The sequence below is a fragment of the Dyadobacter fermentans DSM 18053 genome (genome assembly GCF_000023125.1).
GTDB lineage: Bacteria > Bacteroidota > Bacteroidia > Cytophagales > Spirosomataceae > Dyadobacter > Dyadobacter fermentans.
On record NC_013037.1, the window covers coordinates 2,013,329 to 2,037,719 of the forward strand.

Here is a 24,391-nt window from a genome sequence, read left to right on the forward strand (position 1 = left end):
GATTAAGATTTTACGTAAATGTTTAGAATCCGACGTTCACGCCGATCGTACAAGTGCGCGGTACGGGATACGAGCCGCCGTCGATACCCAGACCGGTGGACGCCGTGCTGACGGCAACCTGCGGGTTGGCTCCCGGGTATTTGGTGAAAATATGCAGCTGCTGAACGCTCGCATAAGCTCTGAGCCTTTTCACGCCCCTGGTCGCTTTCAGCGGAACGGTGTAGCCCAGCGTAACGTTGTTCACCGAAATATGGCTTGCCTTGTACAACATCTGGCTGCCCCACCAGTCGCGTTCGAGGCCGGTGGTGCCTGCCGCCAGGCTTCCATAACGGCCCTTGCCCGGGTTCTCGGGCGACCGCCAGCGGTCCTTCACATCGGCCAGCACGTTGAATACGCCGTCGAGGTTGGTGAGCGTCTGCTCCGAGCCGCGCAGGATATCATTCCCATAGGTACCCGACAACGTAACCGACACATCGAAGCTATTGTATTGCAGCGAGTTGGTCATCCCGAAAATGAATTTAGGATGCGGATTGCCGATGATCGTCGCGTCGTTAACCGTGATGGCACCGTCGTTGTCCACATCACGGAATTTCACCGTGCCCACCTGTGACGTGGTATGCTTGGGAAAACGGTCGAAATCCGCCTGATCTTTATAAACCCCCAAATGGTCCATGCCGTAAAGCATTCCGATCGGCTGACCGACGATGGTAATGTGCGAGCCGCCGATCACGCCGCTGCCGGGGCCGGTAATGAGTTTGGAAGTTTTGTTTCCGAGCGAAACGACCTCGTTCCGGTCGAACGAAATGTTGAAATCGGTAGTCCATCTCAACGCTTTGCGCTGGATATTGGTCGTACTGACGGAGAACTCATGTCCCCAGAACTTCAATTCACCGATATTGGTCTGGATATTCGAATATCCCGAAGCCCTTGGAACACCCACGTTAAATAGCAAATCGCTGGTGTTCTTGCGGTAATAGTTGTAGGTAACATTGATCCTGTCGTTGAAAAGGTTCACATCCAACCCGATATTGAGCTGTTTGTTAGACTCCCAGCCGATGCCCTCATCGGCCAGATTATCCACCCTCCTGCCCCCGGCCACGCCTGCGCCGAACACATAGTTCGCAGTGGAAATGGTAGGAATGTGGCTGTAATTGCCGATATTAAAATTGCCGGTAACCCCGTAGCTCGCCCTCAGTTTCAGAAACGAGATCGTGCGCATATCCGCCATGAAGCTTTCTTCAGACAAAATCCAGCCTAGCGACAGCGACGGAAAGTTCCCCCAGCGATTCTGCGCGCCAAAGCGGGACGAGCCATCGCGGCGAATCGAGGCCGACACGAGGTATTTCCCTTTGAAATTATAATTCAGCCTGGCGAGGTAAGACAGCAGGCTCCATTCCTGAATGCTGCTCGAAGCGGTGATCGTCCCGGCTGCGCTGATAGTCTGCACTTTGTCGTCGGGATAATTGCTGCCGTTGATAGCGCTATTGTCCTGTTTGAATTTTTGCGCCGTAAAACCAACCAATGCATCGAAGTTATGGTCGCCGATTTCTTTTGTATAATTCGCTGTGTTTTCATTCACCCACGAGAGATAGGAGCTTTCGCTCAACGCCGAGGTAGGTGTTTTGTAAAGTCCGACGCCACGCTCGCCGGTGGTCGTTCCCTTAAACAGGAAGTTTCGCGAATCGCCCATATCGATATTGCCCGATGTACGCAGGTACAGGCCCTTAATGGGCTGATATTCCGCGAAAAGATTGGACAGGATACGGGTATTGCTGTTGTTCACCACGCGGTCGGTAAGCGTTCTCGCATAATTGGGTGTGTCAAACATGCCCGGAGAAGTCGCTTTCAGCGTCAGGCTGCCGTCCGGGTTTCTCAACGGCGCCAGCGGGGAGGTTTGCAAAGCCTCGTTGAAATCCCCACCTACATTGTCGATGCCGCTGTTGGTATTGGTAGCGTAAGTCGGTGCCACGTTCAGGCCGATGGTCAGTTTTTCGACAGGCCGGAAAGTGGTATTGATGCGCAGCGAATATCTTTTGTATCCCGATCCCAGCACCACGCCGTCCTGGTTCAAAAACCCGGCAGTCGCCGTGGTGCTGAACTTCTCCGTTCCGGTGCTGAGCGACAGGCTATGTTCGGTCATAGGGGCCGTGCGGGTAATCGCATTGAACCAGTTGGTACCCTCGCCATATTGTTCAGGATTTTGGAACACCGGGTCCACATCCAGGCCGCGTTCCTCGGCCAGTTCCTTGCGCCAGGTGGCAAATTCGCGGGCGTTCATCATATCGGGGCGGCCGCGCTGCGGCACCTGCTGAATCCCGAAATAGGCGCTGTAATCGATGCGCGTCTGGCCTGCGACTGCTTTTTTGGTCTCGATCAGCACCACCCCATTGGCTGCGCGGGAACCGTACAGGGCCGTGGCCGAGGCGTCTTTCAGTACGCTGATGCTCTCGATCTCATTCGGGTTGATATTGCTGATGCTGCCCACAATGGGGTTTCCGTCAATCACATACAACGGATCGGCGCCGGCATTGAGGGAAGCGGCCCCTCTGATGCGCACGGTCATGCCCGCGCCGGGAGTGCCGGTTGCCTGGGATATTTGCACGCCCGCCAGTTTGCCCTGCAATTTTTGGGTGAATTGTGAAACGGGAAGGTCCGCAAAATCCTTGCCGCTTACCGTTGCGACGGAGCTCGAAAGCTGCCGCGTCGATTGTTTTCCATACCCCACCACTACCAATTCATCCAGCGACTTCTCGTCGTCGGCCATCATCACATCCACCTGGGCGCGGTTGGCGACGGCGATTTCCTGGCTTATGTAGCCCACAAATGAAAATACCAGCACGGCATTCTCATCCGGCACGCTGATTGAATATGCACCGTCGGCATCGGAGATCGTTCCCTGTTGGGAGCCTTTCAAAATGATACTGACGCCGGGCAACGCTCCGCCTTTCGCGTCGGTCACCTTGCCGGACACCTGCTTGTCAGCCACCACCGCCTCTTCTTTTTGCGGCCGGGGCTCTGCTGCTTTTTCCGGCACCTTCCGCAGCATGATTTGCCCGCCGACAATGCTATATGTAATGTTGAGGGGCTTCAAAGCCATATTGAGAACGTCCGATAACTTCCGGTCAATGGCCACCACGCTGATTTTCCGATCGGCGCCAATGGCATTGGAACTGTACACGAACTCCACCTTCGCCTTGCTCTCGATTTGCGCGAGCACTTTCCGGATCTCGGTGTTTTCGGCCCGGATCGTAATGGAGCGGTCGAGCAGGTCCTGGGTGCGCCCTTCATGCGCGTACCCCAGCGAAATGCCGATACATAGTAAAATCGATTGTAGAATGGTGATCCTCATAATTTGCACGATGAGAGGATGGAGGCGTATTCGTTTTTTCATTAGTTTTGAGCGTTTTGTTAAATGCTTGAAAAAGTTTGGCAAAACCCCTCTCCGTTCATTAATTTTTTAATGAAAACCTGTTAGACGCAAAAAGGGGAGATTCAGAGTCGGAAGTGCTCGCAACACCTTCGGCTCTTTCTTTTTTGTAGGGATGTTACATCATATCGGATATAGGTTTTAGTTGATACCTGAGCAGCCTTTCCCACTGATCAATATGCGGGTTCCGCGCACTTCGTAGCTTGCATTTATCGAGTTGCAAAGCAAATCCAGCTTGGTGAACAGCGGTTGCCGGGTAATGTTGCCGCTGAACATGCAGCCCTTGATGGTTTCGTCTTCCAGGATGATTTCAATCCCATAGGCTTCTTCTATCTTCCCGATCACTTCGCTGAACGGACTTTCCTGAAAATCAAACGAGCCCGACACCTTGTTGCCCGCCTTATCGACCGGCATGGGAACCGGCGCCGCTACCAGGCCTGTTTCGAATGTATGCGTTTGCGATGTGTATTTAACCCGCTGGTTAGCGGTGAGGATCACGCCATTTGCCACTTTGCCCGTGCCGGCCGGGTCCGGACCGGTATGCTGCGATACGGCCACCTTCCCGGTCACCACCGACACTTCGATGGCGCTGTTGTTGTCCATCCCCTTCACCCAGAAACTGGTGCCCAGCACCTTGGTCACAACGTCGCCCGTGTGCACCAGGAATGGTCGGCGCGAGTCTTTCCGCACGTGGAAAAACGCATTTCCTTCGAGGTAAACCTCCCGCTGCACGCCATCGAACCGGGGTTCGTAGCTGATACTGCTCTTTGGCGAAAGCCGGATTTCGGAACCGTCGGGCAGCTGAAACGCCTTAGGGGCATTGGATTGGTTGGTATTGGTAACAAGGTTTTTGCGGGTGACTTTTTCCGCAGATGCCCCGGCTAGCGATGGCGGCTGGGTTGCCTGGTACCGGTAGGTGGCCCAGCCTGCCACGAGCAAAACCACGGCGGCGGCGGCCCACTTCCACCATGAGAGGTTGAAAATCCCGTTGCGGTCGTCGGTCCGCTGCTGGATTGCAGTCCAGATGCGCTCTTCGACGGCCTCATTGTCCGCACTGTCGTAATGGGGAATCTCTTCGTCGAGGGTTAAAAACCATTGCTCCACCAGCCTTTTCTCCTGGTCCGTGCAGGTGCCTGCCTGGTACCGTTTCAGCAGTGTATAAAAGTTCTTTTTTGTCATAGCCGCATGATGTCGTCTTTAAAAGGACAAAAAAGTGGCCCCCAACCGCAAATGGGATAAAGAAATCATCAAAAGTTTATATTTATTAATCAAAACCCGCGATGTAATCTTTAAAATTTAATATTTATAATAACTGCAATGATAATGGATGTACTGTTGCGGAGCAGTACTTTCAGCTGGCGAAGCGCCTGGGTGATGTGGTATTCGATGGTACGTTCGGGGATTGCGAGCTGAGAGGAAATTTCGCTCACCGATTTTCCCTCGAACCGGCTGAGAAAGAAGATGTCGTGCGTTTTTTGGGGAAGCTGGCCCAGGGCGTTTCTCAATGCAGCGTCGAGCTCTTCCAGAAACAGCGGATAATCGGGAGCTACGGAATCAGAAGCACTGTCCAGATCTGCAAAGATTGCCTGCTTGTAGTGGTTGATGACCTTGTTGCGCACCGACACGAAGAGGTAGCTCTGGTAGTTTGTCACCCGCAATTCCCGGCGTTTTTCCCAAATGGTTACAAACAAGTCCTGTACGATTTCCTCCGCAACGTCCCTGTCGTGCGTTTTGGAAAGGGCAAAATTGTACAAGCGCTGCCAATACAACCTGTAAAGTGCCTCAAAATCTTTCTTTTGAAGGACTTTCGGTTCCGAAAAAGGATCGGCGCTATGCAGGGACTCGGAATCCAATTGCTGGTAACGAATTAGTGGATTAACCCTCGCAAAAGCCGGGTGCATGAGCCTTTTTACTTGCCGGTCGAAATCGCCGGCTGAAAAGTTCGTTATACTTTCCGACCGGAGACCCTTTGCAGGTTCCGTGCTTGCACTGATGATCGTTGCAAGCGCCTAAAGGCTCGCATTACAACCCGCCACAAGCCGCGCATCAGCATGGAAACATTACTAAATGCCGGGTACAATAAATTCTATTACAAAAGGCGATTTCGCTACGTTTCCGCGCTCACAGCCAAGTAGGTTTGCATGAAACCGTAAAAGGATAATCATGAGAATCTCTACATCCACTTTAATTGCATTTTTCAATCTGGCATTCTTCGGAAGTGCTGCAGTTGCCCAGGGACCGGTGTCGATCACCGGCACAGTATGGCAGGAAAAGAAACCGTTTGATGGAATCCGGGACCCTTCGGAGGCCGTAGTACCCGCCGTGCTGGTGAAACTGCTCGCCTCCGACGGCAAAGTTGTTGGCACGACCATCAGCAAAAGCGACGGAACATTTGCACTGAGTGCCGCTACCGCGGGAGCGTACTTTCTGGAATACGTGTATCCAACCAAAGGATATTCCGTTGTACCGAAGCGCGCAGGCAGCGACAACTCGGTAAACAGCGCAGCAAACAGTTCGAACTATTCCGATCAGATTGTCGTCGATGGCGTAACGCCCGTTGAAGCACAAGGGCTCGGCCTGCAACCGAAACCCAACACGATCACATACTGTACCATGAAAGAGCCCGCGGTAACAGTATGGCAAGAGGATCTGCTCCTCCCCAAATCCAGCGTGGAGCCGCAACCGGTTGCCGTCAACATCTTCGCCTCCGGGGCGGTATGGCACCCCACTATCGGGATCGAAAACCTGGGAACACCCGACGAATATGACATTTCGGTACAGGGCATTATCACCCTGGCACTGCCCAAAAGCCAGACATTGAAAGTCAATAGCGATGTCCCTAAAACCGGAAATTTGCCAGCTTACGATGGTACGCAGGACTACGGCGGCACATCGGGAATCAGCTGGCCCAACGAGTATTCATTCGCGACGGGCAGTTACGACTATGCTCCGTTTTTAGTGGACGGCGCTTTCAAAGGAAACGAATCACTGGTGATAGAGGGCGACTCTAAAAGTGGCGTGACCGTGGTGGGAAGCGGTAACCAGCAGACCTTCGTGCAAACGTACGTAAGCGCGGGTGCGTGTGTGGTGTACCAGTATGCAGAAGGTGCATTGCCCGTGACGCTCGTTGCTTTCTCTGCCAACCAGGAAGCAGGCCAGGTGCAGCTCAAATGGGAAACCGGCGAAGAGACCAATAGCAGCCATTTCGAAGTAGAAGCCAGTGCCGATGGCAAGAAATTCGTGCAGATAGGGCGAGTAGCCGCCTCCGGTGAAAGCTCAGAGCGCAAAACCTATACATTCACTGATGCAAAACCGCTGGCCCCGGTGACGCTGTACCGTTTGAAAATGGTTGATACCGACGAAACTTTCGCATACAGCCGGATCGTCGTTACGAAAAACAACCAGGCTACCCTGTTCTCCGTATTCCCTAACCCTGCTGCCAATGAGCTCGTTGTGCGCTCGGCACAGGAAGGAAATGTGGCGGAAGTACAGCTGTTCGATGCGCGCTCGGTGCTCGTGCTGAAAAAGACCGGTGCAGAACCGATCGATATTTCGAAGCTCACGCCCGGCACTTACGTGGTGCGTGTGGTAGATCACAATGGAGCGGCCCAGTCGCAGAAACTGCTGATCCACCGCTAACAGCCGATCACCATTCGTCCGGTTTATCATCAGGGGCCCGCAGGTATGCGGGCCCCTGTCTGTTGCCGTCAGGTTACCAACGTTTTTTATCAACTATTTCTGTTTGCAGACTAGTTTTGCAGCAAAGCGAAGTCTGGTCGCGCCAAAATGCTGTTTAATGAATACCCATCTACATAAAGCGGGCCTGGCCGTGGCAGCCTCGATCCCGCTATTCGTATTGCCGGCCCGCATTTCCGAAGGGCAGTTGAATGACCCTGTTAACCTGATCGGCTCGGAAATCGTGATTTTCCTGATGTCGCTCACATGCTGGTACAGCATCCATTACATCCGGCGACGGGTCAAAAGCTGGAAGGGCATTGTGCTGTCGGTACTTTGCTGCTGCTTTTGGTCCAATGTCTTTTTCTTCACATTCAATCCCTATTTTAAAGACTTCCCTTTCCGTACGTCCCGGAGCTTTTCCATGCGGGTGATGATGCTGTCGAGCCGGGGCGTGCTGATGAGCATTGTCCTGATCCCCGCGGCGGTGTACCTCAAAAGAGACTATGAAGCGCGTTTTCAGCGCAGGGAGAATGAGCGGCTCGCATTGGAACGGATCAAGGTCGAGAACGAGTTGCTCGAAGAGGCCGTGGCCGAACGGACGCACGCATTGCACCAAACGCTCCATTCCCTAGAAGAGTCGCAGCAAAGCTTGAAGCACCAATTGTACGTCCAATCGCGCCTCGTGGCGTCTATCACGCACGATATCGGCGCGCCGTTCAATTACCTGCTCATGGTGTCCAGGAACATCTGTGAGCTGCTCCAACGGCAGGAGTACGACACCGTGGAAACCCATAGCATCGAGCTGACCAAGTCCCTCGAAACCATGTATGGTTATGTCAAAAACCTGCTTGAATTCACTAAGCTGCCTGTCGAGCACAAGCTGTCGAGGCTGGAAACGATCCACCTCGGACAGCTCGTGGTGCAGAAATCTGCATTATTTAAAGGGGTGATCAACAGCCAGGGCAATACCCTCGAACTGGAACTGAATGCAGCGGCCGGGATCGTGAGTAACCCCGGCCTGCTGGGCGTGGTGCTGCATAACCTCATCGACAACGCTAATAAACATACGCGCAACGGCCGGATCGTGATCAGGAGCGCCATGCAGCACGAGCAGGCGCACCTGTCGATCGAAAATACCGGCAACCAGGTACCGCCCGCTATCGTGCAATGGTTCAATTCCAAAACCGGGGAACCGGTTTTGCAGCGGGATATCGCGCCACTGGCCGGCATTGGGCTCATTCTGGTAAAGGAAATCTCCACGATGCTCGGAATCGCCGTCTGCATGCGGTCAGATGAGCGGTCGACGGCAGTGGAACTGGCATTCCAAAGCTAACCGACCGGTACTAACCTCTTTATGAACAGGTTAATCAATATACCAAAGCGTTTTGCGCACAAGGTCCACAATGTTGGTTGCTTCCATTTTCTGCATGATCCGCTCTTTGTAGGTGCTTACAGTGGACTGCTTCATGCGCAGCGATTCACTGATCTCCTTGATCGTGTCGCCGTCGAGCATTTTGTGCAAGACCTCCTTTTCGCGCGGCGAGAGGCCATCGTAGCTGTTCGCGTCAATCGCCTTGTTGGAAGTCAGGGCTTCGAGCATTTGTGCCTGCAACTGGCTGCTTACGTACTTTTTGTCGTTGATGACGGTCTTCAAAGCAGTCCGTATTTCGTCCTGCGAGGACATTTTGTGTAAAAAACCATTCGCACCCGCCCGCAGGTAAATGGGCGCGTTCATGGACTCGTCACGCGCGCTGAACACCAGAATACGCACCTCCGGCTGTCGCTCGCGCAGTTGTTTGATCATGTCCACACCCGCACTGCCCGGAATACCCAGGTCCAGCACGATCAAATCGATGTTGGTTTCGTCCAGTCTCGCAAGTGAATCCTGAAACGAAGCCGTCATGTGTACGTTACAACCTTCGAAAATTTCTTTCAATAGAAGTTGCAGGCTGATCTGCATCATAGGATGATCATCAACCACTAAAAATTGCTTCATAATTGGGGGGTAAGTGAGTTAATCCATTGTGCAGCCAAAATAAGTAATATTTACGACCGGTTACCTTTTTGCGGAATGGCAACCGGACGAACTACTTTTAATTTTGATGCTGACGGATCGAATTATAATGAGCAGACATCGAACAACTTCGTATCACGAAATTGTAAATATCGACAGAGAATCACTGCCTGCCTGCTGCCTGAATGCGCGGCTTTTACCGTAGGGAAATCCGGCCGTCGGCGACCTGCAACTGGCGGTCGAGGCGATGGAAAACCGGGGCATTGTGACCGGCCACATCCAGCACTCCGAGGTCGTAGCCACCGGGGCTCAGGTCGTCGCTGCGGAGCAGTGTGTTGAAGCCCGGCTGGAAATATCCCCGGCCCGTGAACACCTTTTTGCGGCCCTCTATTTTGGGATTGGCGCACATGAGGTGAATGCGATTGTCGTCACGGCTGCGGAGGACCAGGAACCGGTCGCTGAGTAGGGCCCTGGGTGCGGGCGCGTCGTGGCTGGTCAGGAAAAACATCTCCATGATCTCGTTCCCCTCGCGCAGCGGCCGCTCTACGGTCCACGTTTCGAGAAACACCTTGAAATCCTCCCCTTCGGGTGTTGCGGCAAACATGGAATCGAGCTGGCGTTCGGCAACGACCGGGGCCGGCAGCCGGAAAAAGCCCTTCGCGTAGGCGGGCGAGAGGTAAAAGTCGCCGTTACGGATAATGCTTTTCTCGACGGAGAACATGTTTTTGTTGGTGGTCCAGTTGTAGACGTCCGCGAGGTAGGTCGTTTTCTTGTTCGCGACCACACCCGTGTAGCGGTAGTAGGAATAGGCCCAATAGCCGACGCTCAGCACGAGAATGGTTGCCAGCACTCCTTTTTTCCTGAAAAACGGCAGGTAATCGACCAGAAACACGTAAAATATCACCGTCGACAATGCGGCGTAAATCTGAAAACGGCTTGCGAGTGTGCTTCCCGTCCACGACCGGAACAGAGCGATTACAAAGCTGGTCACGGCGATAAAGACAAATAGCGTCAACAGCTCCGCCGTTCCCGTCCTGATCACCACGTCTTTTTTGAAATACCCCATTAAAACCTTCACGATCAGGTAAATCATGAATGCAGTAATGACGAGCCCCCACAACATCGACAGCGTCTCGGGATAAGACCACATGGACATTCCCGAACCGATAAAACCGAAGAACGAAAGCGTGAACGAGCCGATGCTTTTGGGCAAATCAACCGCCTGCCCGGATTCGTATCCGGCGAGGTAAATCACCAGACAGATCACCATGAACACGACCGTCAAACCCGCCTTGCGCAGGTCTTTTAAACACAAATAATAAAAAATGATCGCCGGGAACGAGAGCACGCCGTTCCCATGTGTGAATGTGGCCAGAAAGCAACAGAACATCGCCAGGTAAAAGCCGCCGCGCACACGCCCGGAGGCGATAAGAATAGCCGTGACGGTGAATGCCGTGAGAAACGTATGCTGCATGCCGTTGAGCGCCCAGCCGGAAATATCATGGAAAAGCGGGTGAAAAAACAGGAACGGGACAGGCAGGAAATAATACAGCGGGAGCTGCATTTTCCGGAACTGGATAAATACGAAACTGAATATATAAATGATGTTGGCGAGCACCAGGAAAATGTAGAAACGGAAATGGAGGTGCCCGGTAAGGGTATAGTCGATCAGGGCTATGAGCCTCGGTACTACTGCTTTATGATCATTGAACGTGCGGAACAGCTCGGTGAGAAGCCCCTCCACCCCTATTTGCTGCCCGGATATTGCTTCAATAAATTGGATTAGTAGAAAATCGTCCTGAAATGGAAAGTTGACTGAGAAGAAGATGTTGTACACCAAATAAATTGCAACAACCAGGCATAAAACCGCTGCCGGCACAATTCGTAAAATTATGTTCATGATCGGGTGATTACCGCTTCGGCAAACACTTTTGGTGAAAACCGACGCGTTGGACTTCCATGCTGAGGCTGGGGGGCCGCTGTTAAAAACTATGGTCAGTTGGTACCAGGAAAAATACCGTTCCATCGGAACGCATTATCCGGAGCAGCACAAACCAATTTGCGAAAATAGCCCCCTTATCGGATATTTCCATGCATAATTGCACGTCGCAATGAGCAGCCGGTGCGTTATTTGCCTCTGCTGCGTACAATCCGTGCATGATCGGTGAGAAGCAGGCATTGATATCCGGGAAAACGTTTCACCAGATCGAGGCCGTTTGGCACGCCCAGAACCATTACCGACGTGCTGAGGAAATTGGCAAACTCCGTGCTGGGCCCGGAGATGGTGACGCTGGTAATGCCCGTCGACGGATAGCCCGTTTGGGGATTAATGATGTGTGAAAATCGCTTGCCGTCGATCTCGGCATATTTCTCATAGCTGCCCGAAGTAGCGAAGGAACCGGTCCTGATTTTAAAAACCTTCACCATTTTCCGCGTTTTGAATGGATTATTAATGCCGATTGCCCAGGGTTTTCCGTCGGCCTGCTCACCCCATGCGGCCAGGTCGCCCGAGGCATTTACGATTCCGCCCGGCACGCCCCGCGCTTGCAGGAGCTCGCGGCAGCGGTCGGCGGCGTAGCCTTTTCCAATGGAGCCAAAACCGATTTTCATGCCCGGTCGCGACAGGTAAATCGTGGAATGCAGGCTATCGAGCACGATGTGCCGGAACCCCACGTTTTCGATCGATTTCCGGATCGCTTCCGGGTCGGGCATTTCGGTCATGCTGCCATCGTACCGCCATAGCTTGTCCATGGCGGCAATGCTCACGTCGAATGCGCCACCGGTCATATTGGAATATTGAACGGCCCGCCGGGTGAGTTCAAATACTTCCCTGTCCACCGTTACCGGCCTGATCCCGGCATTCCTGTTCACTTCGGAGATCTGCGTTTCGGGGCGCCATTCGGAGATCAGGTTTTCGATGCGCGTGATTTCTTCCACCGCCCGGTCGATTTCCGCATGAGCGCCAGCCGAATCCCTGGCCGTAATGCTGATGTCGAACAATGACCCCATGAGCGTCACCCGGCGCTTCACCGTCACCTGGGCATGGCCGGGTAGTGCACATCCGGCCACGAATGCAAGCATTGCCAGCCAAGCCACCAGCGATCTTATAAGCATTTTAATAACAATCCGTTAAAATCTGACCGCGGTCCTTGTAGTAACTCAGGCCGCGGATATTTCCTGAAACACAAAGATCCTCGAGCAAAAGCTCCACGTCCTTCTGCATTTTCAGCGAGCCGCAAATCATGATCACGCCGTCATTGGCCAGCAAGTCCGTGAAATACAGGGCATCCCGCCGGATGAGGTCCATCACGTATTGCGGTTCGGCTCCGCGGGAATAGGCAATATGCAGGCCTTCCAGTCGCTTTTCGTCGATTTCCGCCGAAGCGAATTGCCTGTAATGCGCCGTCAGCTCGTTGTCGTGCCTGAAACCCGCGTACATCCGCACCGGCACATTCGCCCGGTTGTTCATCACCATTCCCAGAAACGGCGCGATGCCCGTGCCGTTGGCGATCATCGCCACGGTTGTCGCTTTTTGCGGGAAATGGAAGCCCGGATTGGGCATAATGCGGGCTTTCAGTGTGCTGTTCGGTTCGAGTCCGTAGAGGTATCCCGAGCCCAGGCCGTCTTCGTAGAGCTTCACCATCAGCTGGATCATCCCATTGTTTTGTCCAATGGAATAAAACCGCTCGCGGCTGTCGGACGCGGGGTAAATAGCCAGCAAATCGCCCGACTGGAAGCCATTCCGCGACTCGGGTGCGAGCACGATTTTGAAAGTGGCATTATCCGCACTCACCGAAGTTTTTTCTACTACTTTCAGGTTTTTCAGCCCTACCTGCCGGGTGGTATACAATGCTGGCGCCGTAGCCAGGGCCGTGAGCGACTGCTCGCTCCATGCATGCACCCATTTTACAAATTCCTCCGGCGACTTGTCATTCACCGTGTGAAGATCCAGGTAGCGTCTGGCCCATTGCTGTCCTTCCAGCAGCTGATCCACCTCCATCGCGAATGCGCAAAAATCGGGATAGGCTTTGGAGCCAAACCCCACGACGCTGAACGTCATGTCCTGCTGCTGCGGCACTTTTTTTACCAATGCGGCAAAATGCGTGGCATTGGCGGGCGGGCTGCCGAGGCCGTAGGTGGACGTGAAAATAATGAGATGTTTCGCCTGCGGATAGGCACGGTACTGGTTCATTTCGGCGAGAAAAGAGCGCTTTCCGTCCGAGAGCAGCTGCCGGTGGATTTGGTTGGCAAAAAATAACGTGCTGCCGTTTTCGGTGCCAGTCAGCACCACTATTTCTGCGTTTTCGGGTTTGAACCGGTTTTTAATGCTCGTCCGGGTCCGCTTCCAGGTCATCACGAAACCGGTGTAGATAAATGCCAGGATATTGAGTGAAGAAAGCCCGAGCACAATGGCCCAGATGATGTTCGTGCGGCCGGTGTGCAGGTCCAGACTCAGTTTTTCAAATACAACTGCCCTGGCCTGTGCCGCCTCGCTCACAATGCTGCCGTCGATCTGATTAATGGTGACCGTTTTGTCTCGGAGTTTGAGCACAAAAAATTCTTCCGGGTCGTCTTCCAGCAGCGGGAATTCCACCTTTTCCACCTCCGCCAGCCTGGTTTGCTGAAATACCGGAAATTGGCTTTTTTCAAGAGATGCCGCATCGGCAGCCTGTTCCGTCGGCACCGGTTCGCCTGCTTCTTGTTCCAGCAAGCCGATCCGCATCATAAACAGGTAAGTGCCCGTAAGCGAGATCACGAGAATGGGAACCAGGAAGAGCCGGCCGGTGACGACGTGGAAGTATTGGGAGAAAAAATCGCGGTTGATCCTATCAAAGAAATGGCGCAGCCCCTGCTGCCGTTTGAGGATCAGCACAAAGCCGCTAACGGTGATCAGGAATAGCAAAAAGGACACCACCCCGACCACGATACGGCCCGTCTCTTTCAGGAAAAGCGAACGGTGTAAAGCAATATTCCACTGCATAAACGCACTTTTGGGCACAACAGGCCCCAGCACAGCGCCATTGCGCGGATTAATGTAAGCTTTCACCGGCTCGCCGTCCGCATCGGTAGCGTCTATTGCTACAAACTGGTTATGGTCGACCGTAAGTTCAATGATTTCGGGGTAAACTTTACTTAATGCGGGAATGCATTCCGCGAGTGTAATGCCGTCGATATCGCTCACGCGATAGGCTGGCATTTTCTCATTCACCGCGTCGAATGCAAGGATGACGCCCGTTACCGAGAGGATCACCAGAAACAGCGTGGATACAAATGCCAGCGCCAAATGTGCATACCGCCAGATGGAGAGCGTCATCGGGTTTACTGTACTTTACTAAGTTTTACAAAACGGACATATCCCTTGCCGGTAGCCCGCTCGGCGAGGCCTTCGGTGGTCAACGGGATCTCGACGTCGGTAACATGGTATTTCTGTTCTTCCACAGCCGATTCGAATCGCAGCTTGTAACCCTTGTTGAGCTTCGCGTCGTCGATCTCGATCACGTGCACGGCACGGTCGCCGCCGGCGATGGATGCGCCCGTGATGGCGCTGAGTTTCGCCTTGGTTTTGGTTTGATACTTATGCCATTCTTTCAGGGTGTTGTACCACTGTTTGTCGGGACCGAGTACATAGAGGGTTTTGTCGTAAGCGCCCTGCGGATTAATGAGCGAAATCACCACGTAGGCCGCCTCGCCGCGGTAGCCGTCCATTTGCACAAGGCATTTGTATTTGCTCGTCTGCGCGAATGCGTTTACAGTAAAAAGGAGTGCGAAAACAATCGGCAAAAGGAATCTTGAAGAATGCTTCATCGGTTGGTTTGTCAATAATTTCAATGGGTGAAAAGAATCCGCCGCAATGCGGTCGCCCGGGAAAAACGGTTGACTGCAATGCGGCGGAAGCAAATAACTATTTAAGGAAATCGATGGTTACCTTATTGTCCGCGAGGAAGTTATTTTCCTTTGCCAGGTCATAGGCCGTCTCACCGAACTCGGTTTTGAGCTCCTTTTTCGCGCCGAGCGCGATCAGCGCTTTCAGCACTTTATCATCTTTGGCAGTAAGGGCCGCTTTGTGCAGAGGCGTTGCCCCTTCCTTATCCTGCGCATTGATGTTGGCGCCCAGTGCCGAAGCTCTCTGGAACAGCTTCTCGTTGCCCTTCGCTACGGCGAGGTGGAAAAGCGTGTTGCCGTTTTTCTGCGGAGCCGACACATCCAGACCGGCGCTTTTCAGCAATTCCAGCTTTTTCTCAAACTCCTGCTCGGCACGTTCACGGCCATTGCCGCTACCGGAGCCCGGACCGCCCGGTCCCGCACCTTCGCGGTACGATTCGAACCAGTAGTAGGCCAGGTTGTATTGGTCTTTGTCCAGCACCTGCACGTCCGCGCCGTTTTTGAGCAGCAATGCCGCCATTTCAGACGATCCGGTGGCAATGGCCTTCGTCAATGCCGATTCACCTTTTTCATTTTTTGCATTGATGTTCTTGACCTTCGGCAGCAACGTTTGCTCCACGAGCTGTACGTCCCTTCCCGACGCGGCCAGCATGAGCAGCGTATTGCCCTCATTATCAGCCTTGTTCAAATCAACACCTTTGTCCACGAAGTAGGCGATCACCTCCGCATTAGGTCTGCGGATGAGCTGGTGCAGCACCGTTGCGCCGTCCTTGCTGATCGTTTTCGGGTCCAGTTTCAGCGTTTCTACCAGGTATTTGTAGGTATCAATGCCGTTGCTCGACATGCGTGATCCCTGCGAGGCAAAGAACAATGCCTGGCCCGTCGGCTTCACGCCCCTTTTGATGAGCTTTTCCATCAGCTCGCGGTTGCCCGTGCGGGCAGCGTAGTCGGCTACGGTACGTCCGTATTCGTCCTTATCGGTGATGGAAAGCCCTTTGGAAATGAAATAGTCGGTCAGCGTAAGTTCCGGGTCGGCGGCCACGCCCAGCATGAGCACGGTAGCGCCGTTGTCATACTTTGCTTTGGGCGACACACCCGCTTTGAACAGCGCTTCGTAAACGCCCTTGTCCTGGTTGCCATTGGCTGCGGCATTGCCGATCACACTTGCGCCGTGGCTATCCGTCAAGTGCACATCCGAGCCCTTGTCGATCAGGTAGCCCACCAGTTCCGCATTCCCCCGCGCAGCCGCCCAATGCAGGTACGATGCGCTGTGGTGCGTTTTTTTCTTCACGCTATTCCCCTCCTGCTCCACCATTAACTTAATGGTTTCCAATGGGGCGCCGTTCAGGATGGCACGGGCTGTGGGGTCCCAGGAAGCGGCATCCGGCTGGGAAGGGCTGTTGCCCTTCGCGATTTCCGCCTTCACCTGCTCCACGGTAGGTTTGGTTTTCCAGAAATCGGGGCTCATCAACGTGTTGCCCCGGGGCCCTTGCTGTGCATTGGCGAACATCGCCGACAGCATGAATGCGGTTAGAAGGATTTTTTTCATATCAATATTAGTAAGATCCCAGATAGCTTGATCCCGACTGACCTGCCAGCACCGCACCTTTGGTCACTTCTTTTGTTTTCCAGTTAACCACGTACAATCTGCCCGCTTCGCCTGTTGGGGTAAGTGGTACATAAATGTGATCGCCGCTCACTGCCAGGTTCTGGAACTGACCGAAGTCCAGGCCTGCTTCGTAATCGTTCGCGATTTTGGTCGCGGTTTTTGCATTCAGGTCAATCATTGCAATATAGCCACCTTCTCCCGCAATATTATACAACGCCATCCCGATGCCGTCCTTAATATATCTCCAAGCCTGGATGCGCGTGCCGGTCAGGCCCAGTGCCGCGTCGAGGTCGAAGTGGTAGGTATTGTCATAATCGTTGGTTGACTTGCTGATGCGCAGGATGTCCTTGCCGCCGGTAGCCGTTGCCTGGTACACATGGCCGTCGGCGCCTACGTACTGCGTCATGGTGCGGTACGAGTGGTTGTTGGTTTTAGAAACTGTGGAGTAGATCAGCTTCGGGTTCTGGAGTGACGGGTAATCTACCACGAGGGTTGTCGTGCCCAGCGCTCTGTTAGCCGCGTCGTTAGCCCATACCGGGTTTCCGCTGGCATTGTAGCTCAATTTCGTAGGATCGATTTTGCTTACGTTGCAGCCAATGTAGATTTTGTCCTTGGCCTCGTTCAAAACCGGCACGTCGATGCGTCCTACCGAATATCCCTGCGCTTCGAGCTCAGCCGGGAATGGGAAGTCGAATTCTGTGGAGTTGGGAACCCGTGCATTTTCGAGGTCGATCACGGCGATGCGCACTTTTCCGCGGGTGTATTTAAACACGTGGTTCGGCGCGGTGCCTTCGGTAACCGTGGTGCTTCCCGTCAAATGCACGCCTATGCCGATGTTTTCGGCCGCTTTGGTCCAGCGCGGCGATGTGCCCACGATGTCCGAAAGGTCAAGCTCGTTGCCGGTATCCTGATAGTTTTTAGCGCCTTTTACCAGGTATTTGTTAAACACACCGCCGTCTTCGCCGGTATACTGGATGTTGTACAGCTCGGTACCGTCCTCGGATGCCTGCACGCGGGCTGTACGGGCGGATCTCAAACCGAAACCATCCTTATAAATGTCTACCGAGAAGTTGGGGTTTACAGCCTGCTCATGCGTGATCGCATAAGCCATTGTTCCGCCGTTACCGGCTGTTCCGGCCTCGTCAGGAATAGAAGCCGTAAGGGAAATAAACTCTCTCTCGCTTTCCGGCGTTCCCTGGCCCGGGCCGGGTGTTCCTTCATCATCATTACACCCTGCGAAAACCAGGGTCATACCTAAAATAGCTGCGCTTAACAGGCTCTTTTTCATATTGAAACGGATTATAGAAATTTACTGATTGTATAATTCAATTTGATGGATATGCTTCTGCCGGGCTTCTGCACGCCGAAGTTGTCATACATTTCGGCATTGAGAATGTTTTTCAGGTCGAGGCTGGCTACCATTTTGCCGCTGGGGAAGCGGTAGCTCGCGCCAATGTCGTGGTAGAATTGCGTGGGTGTCGTAAACCATTCCGATTCCATCCAAACCGTATTGAATGGCGCTACGTAGCCGGTGTTATAATAAAGGTTCAGGATGGATTTTTTCTGGAACTTGTCATTCAGCCGGTATTGCACGCTGCCGTTCATTGTGAAAAACGGCTCGTTGGGTAATTGTAAGTCGTACAAATCGTGCGGGTTGCCCTTCTGGTCGGTCTTTTGCTTGAACAGTGTGGCGAACTTGGAGAAGTTGAAAAGCGCATTCAAACGATTGTCGTACACATAAATGATCTCTCCTTCAAAACCTCTCGACTGTGTCCGTCCGATGTTTACATATTTCGTCACCTGGATATCCGCGTCGCTTTCGCGGCCGGGGATGATCTGATCTTCCACCGCCTGCTGGGTGATTTTGTTATAACCGTTCCGCCAGAATGCGCTCGCGTAGAGCGTGAGCTTGTGCTTGCCCGTTTGAATGGGTCCGTGCCGGAAGCCGAGGTTGTAGTTGATGTTCTTCTCGGGCACCAGGTCCAGGTTTTCGAGAATGTTATTCTCAGGGTCGCCGTAGAGCTGGTTTTCAGTTGCCGATACATAGGAGTTTTGCGTGGAGCCGATGACATACATTTTGGAAAACACATTGTACGACACTGTGGCTCCATATCCGAAATTGTTGTTCACCGCTTTACTTTCCACCCGGTTCACCACATTCTCGCCGTCCTGTTCCACCAGTTCCGGCTTCGTCTGGATGGTGCGGTTGGAGGTGTATTTTCCTAAAATATTGGTTTTCAGCTTGTCGTTCAGCACCTGCGCCTCGTAGTTCAGCGCAACGATGTTGGTCATTACATTACTCACCGTCACGAGGTCTTTGTTCACCGAGTTGAGCAGGTCGTTATCATCTCGGTCGGTCGCTTCCAGCTTGTGGTTCAGGGATATCCGATGGCCGGGGAAGATGGTGTAGCCGAGGTTCGAGCGCATGTTGGTGATCTTGCGGTTCACCTCCACAATGCTTTTCGCTCCCTGCTGGCCCATTCCGGGCGTGGGCGGCACGGGGATCACCTCTCCATTGCGGATGAGCATGCGCGGGTTGCCGTCCCAGTTGTACACCTGCCCTACCGTGTCCTGCACGTAGGTGCTGCGGTAACTTCTCACGGCGTTCACATTCAGCGCCATGCCTTTTACCAGGAAATTATTTTTGTTATAATTCAAACTCACCACATGCGCCTGGTACTCGCCAAACCGTCCCACATAAGGCCGCGCCATGGTGGTACCGTGTGGAATGTCGGCGTAAGTGTCCGACACGTTGTAGCCTACAAAAAACTGGTCCGCCCAGTTAACATTGGTAAAACCGACCTCAAAACGCCCGCCGACCGTCCGGTAGGCATTGTTGAAGCGCTTGGCGCGATAGTAGCGTTCAAGGGTCCTGTCGGGGTGTACAAACTTCGAGAACTTGCCCCAGGTAGTGTAACTATTATCGGTATACGTATAAAAGCCCGAGCCCCTCGTTGTGAAGCCCGTACGCTTGTTCCGGTAAATTCCGGACAGGTCCGCCTGAAAGGTATTGAATGACCCGTAGGCAACGGCCGCGGTAATGTTGTTTTGCGAAGCGTCCTTTTTGAGCACCACGTTAATGGCCCCGCCCACGTAGTCGCCCGAGAGGTGCGCGGGCAGCACGCCCTTGTACACCTCGATGCGCTCGATCATCGCCGGCGGAATATTGTTCAGGTTGAAGGACGATCCGTAGGTCGATATTTCGATCCCGTCGAGGAAAATCCCGACCGCGCTGCCCGACATGCCATTCAGGTTATACTCTACCCGTGAGCCGATCCCGCCGTTCTGCCGGACGCGCACGCCTACCGAGCGGTCGAGCAGTTCGTTCGTGTTCAGGTTTCGGAGCGATGCTTCTTTCGTTTCGATCACCGCCACGGCAAAGCCCTGCGTTTCGATCTGCTTCTTTTCCGTCTTTTGGACAATATTCACTTCGCTGAGCTCCTGCGCGGTCCTAGCCACCACGGGGTTGAGCTCGTGCGTGGGCTTGATCACATGGAGTTTCAGCTTTTTGGTTTCGATCTCCACCGATGTGATCACGATGTCCTGATGTCCGTAAGGCACGTCTTTCAGCTGAAATGTCCCGTCGGTTTCAGAGAACGTAGCGATGTTGGAATCGCCCACACGCACCGTGACAAAGCTCACCACCGCGCCCCTTTCGTCCTTCACTTTTCCTTTAATCGTCGCCTTCCTGGTAGCCGTCGTCTGGGCATTCGTACTGAAATGGAACAGCGTGGCGATGGCTGCGATGCGTAAAGCGTGTTTCAATAGCATTGTATTATTTACTGATGTCCGGGGGTCTAGCCTGCTGGCCTTCGTTTAAACGGGTGATTTAACGAAAAACCTTATTTAGACTAATAATAAATGCAAAGATAAGTGGCCACGCGAACCGAAAACGACGCGAGAGGGAATACGGGAGACGTCAGAGGGAGTAATTGGATTTACTGAGCCTGCTGGGCAGGATTCCGTGGTATTTCTTGAAGGCGGCCGTGAAATGCGTGGGGTGTTTGTAGCCCATGCGCTGGGCAATGTCGTTCACCGACGATCCCGGCTGGCAGAGCTCGTCCTTGGCCGTTTCCATCCGTTTCTGGTGCAGATAGCCGAATACCGTCTCACCGAACACTTCCTTGAAATACTTTTTAAGGTTGAATTCATTGGTACCTACTCGCCGCGCAAGCTCTTTCAGCGACCATTGCTGGCCCAGGTTTTCGTCCAGGATGTTTTTCACAAGCTGCATTTGTTCGGCATGTGCGCTGTTCAGGCTGGACAGGATGCTGGGCAGCGGCAAATGCTCGTGCTGTTCCATTTGGAGGAGCAAAAGCTCCACCGTTTTGGCTTTCACAAAAAGGCTTTTATGGTGCCCGGTGTATTCGCAATGGAGTATTTCAAACAAAATACGGCCCATCTGCGCAGTCACCGGCAGGTTGCGCATGCTCATAAATGCCGGCAGCCGTTGCTCGATGCCCATTTGGAAATGCTGGCTGAGGCGCTGGGAAGGCGGTAGAAGGCTTTGGAAAAAATCAGTGCAAAGGCTGAGTGAGAAGATCTCCGAATGCTCATCGGCCGACCAGTGCATTTGAATATCCCCTTCCGGAATGAGGATGAGGTTATGCTGGCCGGTGCTGAACCGTACGAATACTTTTTCCAGTTTGTTGGAATAGAAAGACGTGCTGCCTTGCAGGTTGAAGTTCATCTGCACGCGCGGGGCATCGTTCCGGATCTGCCAGGTCCGCTGGTGGGCGAATTTCAGGGACTGGTACCACAGGTGAATGCCTTCGACGGCAATTTCCCGTCCGATACCGGCAAAATCCTGCTCGTCCATCGTCAATGCCCTGTCCGACACCTCGTGCGCCTTCATCTGGCAAATGTCCGGAAACCGGTAATGATGGATCACTACGCTGCTGTCCGGCTCCAACTTACCCACGCCTCTTTTTTCCATGCTCCAAAGTTCGCAATCGGGCCGGCAAAATCAAACGCTATTTTGCGCCTCCCGCCGCGCTGCGAGGCTGCGGACAGACGATTTTTGAAAATAAGTGAGGGCGTTACTTAAACTGTCTGGCCTTATCCTTACCTTGGTCGCTTTGTACTTAACCTTTCACAAAAAATGACGATAGCGATTGTAGAGTCTCTGCGCACTAAACAAGATCAGATACTGGATAATTGGGTAAACCAGCGCGAACTGGCCGACGACTTCCAGGGCAATTTCAATTCATCCGACGACCTCAAAGCACAATCGTCCGAACTGCTGGACGTACTCCTGAAAGCAATCACCGCCGAAAACATCACAGACATCTACTCGGTGGATCTCGAACCGCTGTTCGATTTCATTTCCGGGCTGACCCTCTCCCGCGCCAAGCAGGGTTTTTCGCCGAGAGAAACGGCCACCTATATTTTCTCGCTGAAAGACGCGCTGTTCAAGGCCCTGGCCGAAATTGTGGGCGACAACCCGCGTGAACTGTATGACGTTACGCTGGAACTGAGCAAATTTATCGACAATATCGGCATCATCAGCTTCGAAACCTTCATCAAGGGACGTGAGGAAGTGATCCTCAGCCAGGCCGACGAAATGGCCGAGCTATCCACGCCGGTCATCAAGGTTTGGGACGGCATTATCGCCATGCCGATCATCGGCACGCTCGACAGCGCCCGCACGCAGGTAGTGATGGAAAACCTGTTGCAGGGAATCGTGGAAAATGAGAGCTCAATCGCCATTCTCGACATTTCGGGCGTGCCTGCGGTGGACTCGCTCGTAGCGCAGCACCTGATCAAAACGGTAAATGCGATCCGCCTCCTCGGTGCCGACTGCATTATCAGCGGCATCCGCCCGGAAATCGCGCAAACAGTGGTGCACCTTGGCATAGATCTTTCCAAGATGGTTACAAAAGCCACCCTTGCGGGCGCTTTGAAATTTGCTTTTGGAACGCTGCAACTGGAAGTGAAACGTATGCAGAAAGAAAAATTGAACCCGTAACGGCCTTTTACATTAATATATGGAAAGAATACCTATCCTGAAAATGGGTAAATTCCTGTTGGTTACCATTCAGGTCGATCTGTATGACAGGCTGGCGCTCACGCTGGAAGAAGATCTGATCCAGATGGTGCACAAAACAGGCGCGCGGGGCGTTCTCATCGACATTTCCGCCTTGTCCATCGTCGACTCGTTTATGGGCAAAATCATCGGGAACATTGCGGCGATGTCCAGCATTCTCGACGCAGAAACAGTGGTGGTGGGCATGCAGCCCGCCGTCGCCATTACATTGATAGAACTTGGTCTTCCTTTGTCCGGTGTCCATACTGCCCTGAATGTAGAACGCGGGATGGCTTTACTTGCAGCGCGAATGCCCGACGAAACGGACGACATAGATGTTGACGACAACGACGAATATTAGGGAAATCCTTTCCGTCCGTCAAGAGCGGGACGTGGTGATTTGTCGCAACAGGGTTAAAGAAGTTGCGGCCAAACTTGGTATGGGGATTGTCAACCAAACCAAACTGATCACCGCGGTAAGCGAACTGGCGCGAAACATGCTCATTTACGGAGGCGGCGGCAATGTATTGCTCCAAACCGTAACCCGGGGCCGTGAGCCCGGCGTACAGCTCATTTTCGAAGACAAAGGCCCCGGCATAGCCGACATCAAAAAAGCCATGCAGGATGGGTTCACAACCGGCAAGAGCATGGGCATGGGGCTCCCCGGCGCCAAGCGGCTGGTGAGTGAGTTCAGTATTGACAGTACAGTAGGAAAAGGCACTACCGTTAAAATTATTAAGTGGAAGAATGGATAGTGCACAACAAATTGCGTTTGACCTGAAAGACCGCAGTTCGATCACCCTCGTTAAAAAAGAAGCATCCCGGTTGGCACAAAAAATGACCCTATCGGCGAAGCAACTGGCGGAACTCGACATTATTATCAGTGAAATATCGACCAATCTCCTCAAACACGCCGGCGGCGGGGAAATTATCCTGCGGGGCATTGTGGATGGCGACACGCGTGCCGTGGAGGTGCTCAGCATCGACAGCGGCCCCGGAATGAGCGATCCCGCACGGATGATCGAAGACGGGGTGTCCACCACGGGGACATTGGGACAGGGATTAGGAGCTATCAAACGGTTATCCGACCAGTTCCAGATCTACTCGGTGCCGGGCTGGGGCACGATTTTGATGGTGAGAGTTTTTAAGCAAAACCCATCAAAAGTGAATCCTTTCAGATACGGAATCTATCCTATTGTGCTTCCGAAACCCGGCGAGCAGTATTGCGGCGACCTTTTCAGCTGGAAAGCCAATGCATATTTCCTGAAAGTCATGCTGGCCGACGGCCTCGGCCACGGTATACTGGCCCAGCAAGCCTCGGAAAAAGCGGCGGAAGCTTTTCAGAAAAGCCTTTTCAACACGCCGCATCAGATCCTGACCGACATGCATCACCAGGTGAAAAGCACACGCGGACTGGTGGCCACGGTGGGCGTGTATGACCTGACTGCGAAAACGTGGCAGTTTTGCGGGATAGGGAATATCTCCACGAGGCTGCATGACGCGATTTCGTCCAAGTCGTACCTGCCTTATAATGGCATCGTAGGCGTGAACATACCACGGCACCTCGAATCGCAGACGGTGAAATCGGAAGCCGGCAGGCACCTGGTGCTTTGCTCCGACGGGGTCTCCTCGCGTTGGGATGCCTCCAAGCACATCGGCGCGTTCCGGTGCGACCAGTCGATTCTCGCAGCAGTCATTTACAAGGATTTCGCACGTCATTCCGATGATACTTCCGTAGTTGTAGTCAAAACCTAG

Annotated in this window: 18 protein-coding genes; 6 read left to right on the forward strand and 12 right to left on the reverse strand. The window is 53.3% G+C overall.

Annotated elements, in window-relative coordinates; all coding sequences use genetic code 11:
• Nucleotides 1–22: 22 nt before the first annotated feature.
• From DFER_RS08170 to DFER_RS08180, 3 genes are all read right to left on the reverse strand, one after another.
• The gene (locus tag DFER_RS08170) at nt 23–3,349 is read right to left on the reverse strand and encodes a TonB-dependent receptor (protein ID WP_187293437.1); all 3,327 of its coding nucleotides are present in this window, start codon (nt 3,347–3,349) and stop codon (nt 23–25) included.
• Nucleotides 3,350–3,568: 219 nt separating this feature from the next.
• Nucleotides 3,569–4,606, reverse strand: coding sequence for a FecR family protein (locus DFER_RS08175; RefSeq protein ID WP_015811154.1), 1,038 nt, complete (start codon nt 4,604–4,606; stop codon nt 3,569–3,571).
• Between the two features lie 110 nt (nt 4,607–4,716).
• Nucleotides 4,717–5,280 carry an RNA polymerase sigma-70 factor gene (locus DFER_RS08180; RefSeq protein WP_187293438.1) on the reverse strand — a complete coding sequence of 188 codons (564 nt, stop codon included), beginning with the start codon at nt 5,278–5,280 and terminating at the stop codon, nt 4,717–4,719.
• A 310-nt stretch (nt 5,281–5,590) separates the two neighbouring features.
• Between DFER_RS08180 and DFER_RS29115 the strand changes: the two genes are divergently transcribed.
• Nucleotides 5,591–7,066 carry an SdrD B-like domain-containing protein gene (locus tag DFER_RS29115; RefSeq protein ID WP_015811156.1) on the forward strand — a complete coding sequence of 492 codons (1,476 nt, stop codon included), beginning with the start codon at nt 5,591–5,593 and terminating at the stop codon, nt 7,064–7,066.
• Nucleotides 7,067–7,223: 157 nt separating this feature from the next.
• Nucleotides 7,224–8,438, forward strand: coding sequence for a sensor histidine kinase (locus DFER_RS08190; protein WP_015811157.1), 1,215 nt, complete (start codon nt 7,224–7,226; stop codon nt 8,436–8,438).
• A 30-nt stretch (nt 8,439–8,468) separates the two neighbouring features.
• Here the strand turns inward: DFER_RS08190 and DFER_RS08195 are convergent, their stop codons facing one another.
• The 9 genes from DFER_RS08195 to DFER_RS08235 form a co-directional block, all read right to left on the reverse strand.
• Nucleotides 8,469–9,101: a response regulator gene (locus tag DFER_RS08195; protein WP_083769056.1), complete on the reverse strand. Its 633-nt coding sequence runs from the start codon at nt 9,099–9,101 to the stop codon at nt 8,469–8,471.
• Nucleotides 9,102–9,315: 214 nt separating this feature from the next.
• Nucleotides 9,316–11,019 (reverse strand): hypothetical protein, encoded by a 1,704-nt coding sequence (locus DFER_RS08200; RefSeq protein WP_229206206.1) that lies wholly within the window; start codon nt 11,017–11,019, stop codon nt 9,316–9,318.
• A gap of 227 nt (nt 11,020–11,246) precedes the next feature.
• Nucleotides 11,247–12,233: an FAD:protein FMN transferase gene (locus tag DFER_RS08205; protein WP_015811160.1), complete on the reverse strand. Its 987-nt coding sequence runs from the start codon at nt 12,231–12,233 to the stop codon at nt 11,247–11,249.
• Between the two features lies 1 nt (nt 12,234).
• Nucleotides 12,235–14,433 carry a PepSY domain-containing protein gene (locus DFER_RS08210; RefSeq protein WP_015811161.1) on the reverse strand — a complete coding sequence of 733 codons (2,199 nt, stop codon included), beginning with the start codon at nt 14,431–14,433 and terminating at the stop codon, nt 12,235–12,237.
• Between the two features lie 5 nt (nt 14,434–14,438).
• Nucleotides 14,439–14,924 carry a DUF2271 domain-containing protein gene (locus DFER_RS08215; RefSeq protein ID WP_015811162.1) on the reverse strand — a complete coding sequence of 162 codons (486 nt, stop codon included), beginning with the start codon at nt 14,922–14,924 and terminating at the stop codon, nt 14,439–14,441.
• 97 nt (nt 14,925–15,021) lie between these two features.
• Nucleotides 15,022–16,551: an ankyrin repeat domain-containing protein gene (locus DFER_RS08220; RefSeq protein WP_015811163.1), complete on the reverse strand. Its 1,530-nt coding sequence runs from the start codon at nt 16,549–16,551 to the stop codon at nt 15,022–15,024.
• A 7-nt stretch (nt 16,552–16,558) separates the two neighbouring features.
• Nucleotides 16,559–17,899 (reverse strand): DUF4374 domain-containing protein, encoded by a 1,341-nt coding sequence (locus tag DFER_RS08225; protein WP_015811164.1) that lies wholly within the window; start codon nt 17,897–17,899, stop codon nt 16,559–16,561.
• Between the two features lie 11 nt (nt 17,900–17,910).
• Nucleotides 17,911–20,382 (reverse strand): TonB-dependent receptor, encoded by a 2,472-nt coding sequence (locus DFER_RS08230; protein ID WP_015811165.1) that lies wholly within the window; start codon nt 20,380–20,382, stop codon nt 17,911–17,913.
• A 148-nt stretch (nt 20,383–20,530) separates the two neighbouring features.
• Nucleotides 20,531–21,547 (reverse strand): helix-turn-helix transcriptional regulator, encoded by a 1,017-nt coding sequence (locus DFER_RS08235; protein WP_015811166.1) that lies wholly within the window; start codon nt 21,545–21,547, stop codon nt 20,531–20,533.
• Nucleotides 21,548–21,712: 165 nt separating this feature from the next.
• Between DFER_RS08235 and DFER_RS08240 the strand changes: the two genes are divergently transcribed.
• Genes DFER_RS08240 through DFER_RS08255 form a run of 4 tightly spaced genes read left to right on the forward strand, consistent with a single transcriptional unit; the run spans nt 21,713 to nt 24,391 of the window.
• Nucleotides 21,713–22,579: an STAS domain-containing protein gene (locus tag DFER_RS08240; protein ID WP_015811167.1), complete on the forward strand. Its 867-nt coding sequence runs from the start codon at nt 21,713–21,715 to the stop codon at nt 22,577–22,579.
• Nucleotides 22,580–22,598: 19 nt separating this feature from the next.
• Nucleotides 22,599–22,997 carry an STAS domain-containing protein gene (locus tag DFER_RS08245; RefSeq protein ID WP_015811168.1) on the forward strand — a complete coding sequence of 133 codons (399 nt, stop codon included), beginning with the start codon at nt 22,599–22,601 and terminating at the stop codon, nt 22,995–22,997.
• Nucleotides 22,972–23,391 carry an anti-sigma regulatory factor gene (locus DFER_RS08250; protein WP_015811169.1) on the forward strand — a complete coding sequence of 140 codons (420 nt, stop codon included), beginning with the start codon at nt 22,972–22,974 and terminating at the stop codon, nt 23,389–23,391. Before DFER_RS08245 ends, DFER_RS08250 begins: the two co-directional genes overlap by 26 nt.
• Nucleotides 23,384–24,391 carry an ATP-binding SpoIIE family protein phosphatase gene (locus DFER_RS08255; protein WP_015811170.1) on the forward strand — a complete coding sequence of 336 codons (1,008 nt, stop codon included), beginning with the start codon at nt 23,384–23,386 and terminating at the stop codon, nt 24,389–24,391. The genes DFER_RS08250 and DFER_RS08255 overlap by 8 nt, the downstream gene beginning before the upstream one ends.